Source organism: Asticcacaulis sp. (assembly GCF_020217185.1).
Lineage (GTDB): Bacteria > Pseudomonadota > Alphaproteobacteria > Caulobacterales > Caulobacteraceae > Asticcacaulis.
Genome location: NZ_JAIWNX010000239.1, coordinates 1 through 10000 on the forward strand (window position 1 = coordinate 1; position 10000 = coordinate 10000).

Annotated in this window: 9 protein-coding genes and 1 pseudogene; 5 read left to right on the forward strand and 5 right to left on the reverse strand. The window is 60.3% G+C overall.

What is annotated here, in order from left to right; translation table 11 throughout:
• A pseudogene (locus LDL37_RS11845) lies at positions 1 to 512 on the reverse strand (hypothetical protein); the annotation flags it as partial.
• A gap of 315 nt (positions 513 to 827) precedes the next feature.
• Entirely contained in the window at positions 828 to 1733 is a 906-nt protein-coding gene (locus LDL37_RS11850; protein WP_290798459.1) for a hypothetical protein, read from the reverse strand.
• Between the two features lie 238 nt (positions 1734 to 1971).
• On the opposite strand from LDL37_RS11850, the gene LDL37_RS11855 reads away from it, so the two are divergent.
• Positions 1972 to 2373, forward strand: coding sequence for a hypothetical protein (locus LDL37_RS11855; protein ID WP_290798462.1), 402 nt, complete (start codon positions 1972 to 1974; stop codon positions 2371 to 2373).
• A gap of 324 nt (positions 2374 to 2697) precedes the next feature.
• Positions 2698 to 3810, forward strand: a complete 1113-nt coding sequence (locus LDL37_RS11860) for an amino acid ABC transporter substrate-binding protein (protein WP_290798465.1) — start codon at positions 2698 to 2700, stop codon at positions 3808 to 3810.
• On the opposite strand, the gene sseA is transcribed toward LDL37_RS11860, so the two are convergent.
• Both sseA and LDL37_RS11870 read right to left on the reverse strand, forming a co-directional pair.
• Positions 3789 to 4640, reverse strand: coding sequence for a 3-mercaptopyruvate sulfurtransferase (gene sseA / locus LDL37_RS11865; RefSeq protein ID WP_290798468.1), 852 nt, complete (start codon positions 4638 to 4640; stop codon positions 3789 to 3791). The genes LDL37_RS11860 and sseA overlap by 22 nt on opposite strands.
• A 3-nt stretch (positions 4641 to 4643) precedes the next feature.
• Entirely contained in the window at positions 4644 to 6098 is a 1455-nt protein-coding gene (locus tag LDL37_RS11870) for a deoxyribodipyrimidine photo-lyase (RefSeq protein ID WP_290798471.1), read from the reverse strand.
• A gap of 122 nt (positions 6099 to 6220) precedes the next feature.
• On the opposite strand from LDL37_RS11870, the gene LDL37_RS11875 reads away from it, so the two are divergent.
• From LDL37_RS11875 to LDL37_RS11885, 3 genes are all read left to right on the forward strand, one after another.
• The gene (locus tag LDL37_RS11875) at positions 6221 to 6994 is read left to right on the forward strand and encodes a glycosyltransferase family 2 protein (protein WP_290798474.1); all 774 of its coding nucleotides are present in this window, start codon (positions 6221 to 6223) and stop codon (positions 6992 to 6994) included.
• A 13-nt stretch (positions 6995 to 7007) separates the two neighbouring features.
• On the forward strand, positions 7008 to 7934 hold the full coding sequence (locus tag LDL37_RS11880; protein WP_290798477.1) for a lysophospholipid acyltransferase family protein: 927 nt from the start codon (positions 7008 to 7010) through the stop codon (positions 7932 to 7934).
• A gap of 91 nt (positions 7935 to 8025) precedes the next feature.
• Entirely contained in the window at positions 8026 to 9171 is a 1146-nt protein-coding gene (locus tag LDL37_RS11885) for a DUF3089 domain-containing protein (RefSeq protein ID WP_290798480.1), read from the forward strand.
• Here the strand turns inward: LDL37_RS11885 and LDL37_RS11890 are convergent.
• A partial coding sequence (locus tag LDL37_RS11890; RefSeq protein ID WP_290798482.1) for a helicase-related protein occupies positions 9168 to 10000 on the reverse strand: 833 nt, incomplete at its 5' end. The genes LDL37_RS11885 and LDL37_RS11890 overlap by 4 nt on opposite strands.

Below are 10000 nucleotides of genomic sequence, written 5' to 3' on the forward strand. Positions count from 1 at the left end.
AACTGCCCCGCGATGCGCGCGCCAACGTCCGGCCGCAAGGCCAGATCGGGGTCGATCTCAAGCGGCAGGTTGAGCGCAGCGGCCATGCGGCGATAGTTTTCCCGGCCCGTGAGCTGGATCGGGCCACGGCCCCGGTAGCGATAGCCGTCGCCCGATGCCTCATCGCCATTGCCGTTGCGGTTGGCATAAACGCAATTGCCGATGGCCACGGGCCCGGCCTTGATCAGGCGTGCGGCGTGATCAAGGCCTTTGACGTTGGAAAACATGGCATCCAGCCGCTTGGGCGTGGTGTAGTGCAAATCCTCTTCGAAGCGGGTCAGGCCGTTCGACTCCTTGATCAGCGTGGCCAGAAAATGCGCCAGGCGCAGGATAGAATTCAGGATTCCGTGGGCTTTCAGCTCAGGCAGCAGGGCCGCGGCGAAGTCGCGGATCTGCGCATCGATCGCGCGCCCGATGTCGTATTTGAGGCGGATCAGCGCCAGTTGCAGGGTCATGATGACGGCTTGGAGCATTGTTAATGGCCGCGACCTGTTCGACCGCGGGCAGTTCGAGCGGATGGCTGAGGTGCTGAGGGGAATCAAGGGCGGTTTATCCTCAGCCTCAACGATCACCCGGAGGTACGCCGGATATTCGACGGCTTCGCAATCGACGCGGTCGAGGTGACCTACAGCGTCGGACGGGATAATGGCCAGAGGGCGGGGGAGGTGATCATCAGCAAAACTGACCACGGCCCGGAGTGATCAGGCCCTGCGGGGAAACCGCAGGGCCTTTGTCATACCCGCTAAGGGATGTGCTGTCCTCGAAGTGTTCCGAGACTTCTGCTGGGATCAGTTCGGCTGCTTTGGTGCCCACTGCGTTGTTGCCAGCAAGGTATCGGCGCGTTGGTCGATGATCTTCAGGCCTGCAATGTCGTATTCCACGCAGGGTTGCCACAATTGGAGGGTCATGTCGGTATCGCCCTTGTTTGGGTAGACCTGCGAGTTCGTCACGGTCGTGGCCTTGCTCAATTTGACCGACTCGCTCGTGCTCGATGTCGATTTTATTGCCGCTGTCAGGCCCAGGGAGATCGACTTGTAGCCAGCACTGGCCGAAAGACCCAGTTCCTTGGACACCGAGGACGTTGAAGCGCTTTCCGAGGAAACCCCAGCGGTGAATGAGTCGGTAAGCTGGTAGGTGCCCCCCGGAATGACTGTCTCGGTGCGGATGCATTTCCAGTAGAAGCGTATGGTAAGCGGGCGAGGAGAAAACGCCGGTGCATCTATATCGAAGTTCCAGATACCGAAGTTATTCCCATCGGCAACGTAAACATCGAAAGTTACCGTCTGCAACCCTCGGACCAGAGAGAAAGGGGGCGATTGTGCCCATGCCCCCGGTTCATTCGTGTTCATCTTCCACGCCACCGATGTGGTATCGGCATTGGCTCCGCTTCCCGATGTGACGGAAATCGAGGCTGCCGTTCCTTCGTGCGTGCCGTTTTCAGCGTTCTCATTGTAGTGAATGTTGGCAAACACATTGTCGATGTGCGCGGCTGATTGCACCTGGAGCGCAATTTGTCCATGAGTGCCGCCGCACCACCAATGATCATCGAAATTGTTTTGGGTCTTGTACTGTATATGAGGGACTGAGCTGACGGGAATTGGGTTTTGATCAAAAAACTGAACGCCACCCGTCTTGAACATCGGAATGGTCTGCCCTTTGAAGACGACCACGCCTTCGGAAACATTGCCAGCCATATAGCCTCCATCGCTTGGTGGGGCCGGAACAACTACTCCAAATACTTTATAAGGGTTCGATTTCATTGCAATTTTTCCTATAAAAATTTCATCATACACGCAACTTATGGAAGAATAGTCTGGCCCCTTCAATTCTGGCAAGCGATCTTTACCCGATATTTCGGTGAGTGAGGACTGAAACGTCTAGTTGTAAAGGCTTGGTGGGGCTGTGGTACGGACGAGGCATCGCCTCTGCGCATTGGCCATAACGACCACAGGCCTGCGGTACGGCCTTAACATCGAAGCCGTCCAGCATGGAGCACATGCGCTCAACGGCAACCGGAACCAAGTGATCAGGCTGGGTTTCGTGCTGGCGCCGCATAATGCCTATCCTCGCGGTGTCGAGGCACGCCAGCACGTTCTCGCCGATGCCAGGCGCGACTTTCACCATAACGGTTTGAAGGTGAGCTTCAGTGTGGTCTGGGTGCCAGACGTTCAACCTGTCCTTGCCGCTGTCTTTGCAAGCGATTTCGGCCAGAAGAAGGTTGCCGACGTCCAGACCCGAAGCGCCGCGCTCGTCCCCGCGCCTCGCCTGCGCGCTTTTTGGGTCGATTCGGACGCAAACAGGCTGCTTTCGACGGCAGAGCGCCCTGTGCTTTAGTTGGGTCTTCCTGGAAAAATGCGGAACAGCTGTGGTTGCGAAAAGACGCATTTGAAGAGCGTATCGACCATGGGTATTTCGAGACTTGGGCGGTTAGAAGCAGCGGCAAAAAATCTAAATAAATCAATGGTGGTGTTTTTCAGGTTAGAATGGTGGTGTTTTTCAGGTTAGATTGTGCTTCTTTTTGAATGATTTAGGGTCTTTGATTTCTGCCAGGGTCGCCATTTCTCCAATTTGTGAGCACTGATCGTCCCTTTCGCTTTGACCGGGACGGCGGGCTGGTGTTGAATAGGGTGCGCCGCCACCGTAAAGGCCCTGTTGCCCATGTCCGTGTTCCGCCTCTTGTCCCGCCTTGCCGCGCCGATTGCTCTGGCCGGTCTTGTGTGCGGTCTGACGGCGTGCGGGCAGGGACAAAAGGCCACAGACGACAAGCCCGCTCAGGCCCCGGAGGCCACGCTCCCCCCCACCCAAAGCGACAGTGCCACGCTAAAGGCCGTCTTGACGCGCGGGCGGGTCAATTGCGGCGTGCATCCCGGTCTGATCGGCTTTTCGTATAAGGACAATTCCGGGCGCTGGCGTGGATTCGACGCCGATTTCTGCCGCGCTCTGGCCGCCGCTATCTTTTCCGACGCCGATAAGGTGACCTATGTGCCGCTCACCACGACCGAACGTTTCGAGGCGCTGAAAACCGGCAAGGTCGATGTGCTGTGGCGTTCGACCTCCTGGACCCTGTCGCGCGACGCCGCGGATCAGGTCGATTACGCAGGCATCAACTATTATGACGGTCAGGGTTTTCTGGTCCGCAAATCCCTGCGGCTGAACAGCGCCACCGAATTGAACGGCGCGCGCATCTGCGTGCAGACGGGGTCAACCAGCGAGCTTAATCTGGCCGACTTTTTCCGCGCGCGCGGGCTGAAATATAACCCCGTCGTGGTCAAGAACGAGGACGAGGGGCGCGACGCCTATGCCGCCAGTCAGTGCGATGCTCTGAGCAGCGACGTGTCGGCTCTGGCGGCGGCGCGCACGACGCTGAGCGACCCGACGGCCCACACCATTTTGCCGGAAATCATCTCGAAGGAGCCTCTGGGGCCGGTCGTGCGGCAAGGGGACGACCAGTGGACGGACATTGTGCGCTGGACGCTCTATGCGACCATCGTCGCGGAGGAACTGGGCGTGACGAGCCAGTCAGTCAAGGCGGATCAACTGGAATCCCAGAACCCGGAGGTCCGGCGCCTTCTGGGCTCAGAGGGCAATCTGGGCGGCGGTCTGGGGCTGGGGCCGGAATGGGCCTATAATATCGTGTCTCAGGTCGGTAATTACGGCGAAATCTTCGATCGCAATATCGGCGCGGACTCGCCGCTTAAGCTGTCGCGCGGGCTGAATGCGCAATGGAACGCGCCCGAACGTGGCCTGCTCTATTCGCCGCCGGTGCGCTGATCGGATTGAACGACCGGCGTGTCGAGTGTGGCCTGACCCCATTCGGCCCAAGACCCGTCATAGAGCCGCACCTTGTCATGGCCGATCTCATGCAGGGCCAGGGCGATAATGGCCGCCGTCACCCCTGATCCACACGAGGTGATGACCTGCGTTTTGGGCGTGACGTGCAGGGCCGAGAAGATGTTTTTCAGGTCTGCGAGCGGTTTCAGCGCCCCGTCGCGGATCAGTTCACTGGCAGGCAGGCTGCGGCTGCCTGGCATGTGCCCGGAGCGCAGACCAGCGCGCGGTTCCGGGGCTGTGCCATCAAAACGCGCGGCCGGGCGGGCGTCCAGCACCATCTCATCCGATGCGCCAAGATGTGCCTGCAATACATTGAGAGATATAACCATATCGGGGTTTGGATTCGGTGTGTAGGGGACGCCCTTGACCCATTCCGCGCCACTACCTGTCGGATAGCCAGCCGCTAGCCACGCCGGTAGGCCGCCCTTCAGCACCTGCACCTTTTGGTGGCCCATCAGGCGGAAGGTCCACCAGACACGCGCCGCGGAAAACAGACCCTGCCGGTCATAGATCACCACGTGGTCGGTTTCACTGATGCCCATGTCGCCGACCGCCTGCGCGAACACCTCGGGTGTCGGGGCCATGTGCGGCAGGCCGCTGCTGCGGTCACTGATGGCGTCGATATCGAAGAACTGCGCCGTCGGGATATGGCTTTCGGCATAGAGGGCGCGCATGTCCGTGCCATCCAGCGCCCAACTGCCGTCGATGATCTTGACTGCCCCGGCATCGAGCAGGGATTTCAGGGCATCGGCCTCTATCTGGGCAGGCATGGCTTAGTCCTCTTTCATCTGCGCATAGGCGTCGAGCGCCCGCTGACGTGCCATAGCGTGATCGACGATCATTCGCGGGGCACCCTTTGAGTTAGAAGCCGAAACGCCTGCGAAATCAAACAGGTCGCGTTCAAATTTTTGGTGATGAGCGGATGCGGTGCCAGCTACCTTTTCCGTAAAACCGGAAACAAAACGTCGGCGATAGGCCCCCTTCGGGTCGAATTTCTCGGCCTGAGTCAAGGGGTTGAAGATGCGGAAATAGGGGGCTGCATCGGCCCCGGAGCCCGCCACCCATTGCCAACTGGCCGTATTGCTGGCTGGGTCGGCATCGACCAGCGTGTCCCAGAACCACTGTTCCCCCTGCCGCCAGTCGATCAGCAGGTGCTTGGACAGGAACGAGGCGCAGACCATGCGCACGCGGTTGTGCATGAACCCCGTGCGCCACAACTGACGCATACCGGCATCGACCAGACTGTAGCCGGTTTCGCCGCGCTGCCACGCGCGCAAGCCCGCCGGATCGTTGCGCCACGGCATGGCATCAAAGGCGCTTTTGAAATTGACGCGATCAAGGTCCGGCTGGAGTTGCAGGATATTGTAGCTGAAATCGCGCCAGGCCAGTTCGGCCCTGAATTTTTCCAAATCTTCGCGCAGGGCCGGATGAGAGGCGGCGTGCGCTTCGGCCTCGTGCAGAACCCGGTGCGGGCTGATCTCTCCAAAACGCAGATGCGGCGACAGGCGCGAGGTGATGTCGAGATCGGGCCGGTCGCGATCCGGCGCATAGCCTTTCAGCCCGGAGCGCAGAAAGGCCGACAGGCGCTGATGCGCGCCGTCTTCGCCCGGCGTCCACAGATCGAAACCTTCAGACCAGTCTTGCCCCGATGGCGTCAGTGCGGGTTTGAGCCCCAGCGCATCAATCTCCATGCTCTCCGGCCACTCAGCAGGGGCCGGCCAATGGGTCGCCACGGGTTTTCGCGCTTGGCCCTTTGCCGCTCCATGTGCCAGCAGGGCACGGTAGAAGGGGGTAAAGACCTTATACGCATTGCCGTCGCCCGTGCGAATCTGCGTCGGATCGGACAGAAGGTGTGTGTTGAAACTCTCGACTGGTATGCCCAGCCCCTTGCCCAGACCGGCATCGAAGGCGTCGATTTTCGGCTCAAAGGTACGTGAGAGGATCAGTCGCGTCGCCGAAACCTGCCCGATCAGGCGCTTCAACTGCGCCATCGCCGGCCCTTTGAGGACGATCAGACGTGATCCGTGCGCCCGCAAACCCTGATCCAGCGCGCGCAAGGAGCGATCCAGCCACCATTTCGAAGCGGCTCCTAAAGGCCGTTGCGCCAGCTGGTCGTCGTAAATATAGACCGGCACCACCGGGTTGCCGCTGTTGAGCGCGGCTTCCACGCCTTCATGATCTTGCAGTCGCAGATCGGAACGAAACCACAGGATCGTCGTTTGGGTCATCAATTGGGGCCTGTTCAAAACCCGGTGTACGTGCGGCCGGGCGGGTTCGATCAATCCGATGACTATTGACCGGATGGGGGGAGGCGACTAAGCCAGAATGATCTAGCATCCAGAGTCCCTTTATGTCCTCACCGCCGAAACTGAGCGCGTGTATTATCACCAAGAATGAAGCCGATCGTCTCGCCAATTGTCTGCGGGCGATTGAGGGGCTGGTCGATGAGGTGGTGGTGGTCGATTCCGGTTCCACGGACGGCACGCCGGACATGGCCCGTCAGATGGGGGCGAAGGTCTTTCACAATGACTGGGTGGGGTACGGGCCGCAAAAGCGCTTTTCCGAAGACTGCGCCAGCTTCGACTGGATACTCAATCTCGACGCCGATGAGGTGGTGACGCCGCAGTTATATCAGGAAATCAAGGCCCTGATGGCGCGCGGCCCTGACCTGCCGGCCTACCGCTTCAAGCTGCGCAATGTCTATCCGGGTAAGGATAAGCCGCGCCTGTGGGCCGACTATCACAACTATGTCCGCCTCTATGACCGTCGCAAGGTGCGGTTCCGCGACTCGCTGGTGCACGACACGGTGGACACCAGGGACGAGCCGGTAGGGCAGCTACGCGGGTCGGCGACGCACTTTTCGGCGCGCTCTTATGAGCATATCCGTCAGAAGCTCGACTCCTACACCAACCTTCAGGCCAAGGCGCTGAAAAAGCCCGCCTGGGCGATATGGACGCGCCTGCCGTTCGAATATCCGTTCGTTTTCACGCGGTACTTCCTGTTCCGTTGCCACTTCACCGGTGGCTGGGATGGCGTGTTATCCAGCCATCTGGCGGCCGAGGCCCGCGTGAAACGCCTGTTAAAAATTCTTAAGGCTCAAAAAGAGCTTAAAGAAAAATCTTAAGGCATCAGATTACATGTCTTCTGCAAAACCCTCCTTCTGGCAAGATGTAGCCTGGCGTTTCGAAGCGCTGATGTACGACCTGTTTGTCGGTGTCGTGCGCGCCTTGCCGGTCGATACGGCGTCGGATATGGGAGCGTGGCTGCTCAAGGCCATAGGCCCCATCACCCCGACCCAGAAGCTGGTGCGTCAGAACCTCGACCTCGCCTTTCCGGACAAGGATGAGGCGTGGAAGGCGAGCGTCGCCCGCGCGCAGTGGGACAATCTGGGGCGCACCTTTGCCGAATTCGCCATTATGGACCGCATCCGCATCGCCAACGGGCGCGTTGAGGTGGTCAATATGGAGCGGTTGAAGGCCATCGCCGAGAGCCAGACCCCCGTGGTCTTCATCTCCGGGCACTTTGCCAACTGGGAGATTATGCCCTCGACCATCGTCGATGCCGGGGTCGAGTGTCAGATGACCTATCGCGCCGCGAACAACCCTTATGTCGATGAGCGCATCAAGGCCGGGCGGATGCGATACGGCGTGCGTCTGTTTGCCCCGAAGGGCGGCGACGGGGCCAAGGAATTGCTGATCGCCATGGCCAAGGGCGAATCGGTCGCGCTGATGAACGATCAGAAGTTCAATCGCGGCGTCGCCACCCCCTTTTTCGGGCGCAGCGTCGATACGGCGCCCGGCCCGACGCGGCTGGCTATGCGCTTCGGCACGGTGTTGCAGCCGATGACGGTCGAGCGTCTGCACAAGGCGCGCTTCCGTGTGATCGTCCATGAGCCGATTGAGGTGGATGATACCGGTCATAAGGCTGCCGATATCGACAGCACCGTGGCCAAGGTTTCGGCCTTTATCGAAGAGGTGGTGCGTGCGCGGCCGGAAGAATGGTTCTGGGTGCATAAACGCTGGCCCAATGACGCCTATAAGCCCGGTACGCCCAAAGCCCCTTAACGTCGGCACATAATATGTGAAGCGCTGAGCGCTTGCCTGATGCCACGCCCGGCCTCATGATAGAGGCCTGAAGGAAACCGTCGCCTGCCGCATGTCCGATAAGCCCAAGCTTCCCCTTGTCCATAGACGTCTGCTGATCGCCGGCTTCTCCCTGCTGGGAGGGCTGTTTGTGGTCATGGTCGGGACGCTATGGGGTGACGACATTATGCGTCACAATCTCGACCCCAAGGTGCCGTTTCAAACCTATGTGCCGCCGGCGGCTCCTGATTATCGCAAGGTGAGCGGCTGGTATCTTAATCCGGCGCTCAACGGGTTGGAGGTACGTCGCAACCGTAATCCTCAAAAAGTCGATATCTTCTTCATCCACGGCACGACCTTCAATGGCGGTAAGGACTGGGTGGGACCGATTGATGATCCCACGGCCAGCGCCGAGGTCATACGCAATCAACTCCCTAACTATGCCGGACCGTTCAATGCGGTCGGCTATGTCTATGCGCCGCGCTATCGTCAGGCCAGCCTCTACAGCCAACTGACGCAACGCGAAGATGCGCGTGAGGCCCGGCAATTTGCCTATGGGGATGTTGAGGCCGCCTTTGACGCCTTTCTGGCCCAGCGCCGTAACGGCAGCGGCTTTATCATTGTGGGGCTGGAGCAGGGGGCGTTCCTGGGGCAGCGGCTGCTGAAAGAGCGCATCTTGACCGATGAGGCGCTGAAGTCGGCGCTGGTCGCTGTCTATTTTCTCGAAGCCCTGACGCCGGCCGATGATTTTCAAGCGGGGCAAGCGGTCCCGGCCTGTCAGCAGCGTACCCAATATGGCTGCGCCGTCGCTTATCTGAGCGTCGATAGTGGCCGTCCTGACCGCGCCTTGCAGGCGCAGCGCCGCGCCATGGAGTGGAGCCCGACCAGTATTATGGAGCCGTTGGACGGTAAGGCCCTGTGCGTCAATCCGCTGACGGGCGGCGTCACGGACAAGGAGGTCGAGGCGCGTCACAGTCTGGGTGCCGCCAATGCCACTGGGCTGGAATGGGGGACGACCCCGGCCCTGATGCCGCGCAAGGTCAGTGCGCGCTGCCGCGGCGATATCCTCTATGTATCACGGCCGTCGGGCCCGTCTTTCGATGTTGACGGGTCATGGTCGGATAGTAAAAAAGTACGTCCCTACAATCTGTTTTATGCCGATCTTCAAGCGGATTCTCAGGCGAGGTGGCTCGCCTGGCGCGGGGCCCGACGGGATTAATCCACCTTATCCGCTGCATCGGGTCGCCAGTCGAACAGGTGGCGCAGGACTTCCAGAGCCTGCCGGCGCAGCGGTGGGAATTGCGCTTCGTGCTGAAGAATATATTGCGCCTCACGCGACGCCGTGGCGATCAGGTCGGCGTGCGCCACCGGATCAACAAAGCGATAGGCGGGGAAGCCGGACTGCCGCGCGCCCAGCACATCGCCTTCACCGCGCAGTTTCCAGTCCATCTCGGCGATCTCAAACCCGTCTTCCGTTGTGCGCAGCAGTTCCAGCCGCGCCTTGGCGGCCTGTCCCAATGGCATGTCATAGAGCAGGATGCAGGCGCTTTTGGCCGAACCCCGCCCGACCCGCCCCCGCAACTGATGCAGTTGTGCCAGACCGAAGCGTTCGGCCTGTTCGATAATGATGATCGAGGCATTGGGCACGTCGATGCCAACTTCGACCACGGTCGTCGCGCATAGCAGCGGCAGCTCGCCGGAGGCAAAGCGCGCCACGACGTCTTCTTTTTCGGCCGACGGCATTCGCCCGTGTACTAACCCCACCTCTCGCCCCAGCGCGTCCTGAAGCGACTCGTGACGGGCTTCGACGGCAATCAGGTCGGACTCGGCGCTGTCTTCGACCAGCGGGCAGATCCAGTAGGCCTGCGATCCGGCGGCTATGGCCGATTTCAGCCGATCAAACACGTCTGACAAACGCGCGCGCGGGATGACCGCGGTGTGGATGGGTTGCCGCCCGGCGGGCTTTTCATCGAGCACACTGAGGTCAGACTCGCCGTATTGGGTGAGGGCCAGCGTGCGCGGAATGGGCGTCGCCGACATGGACAGGT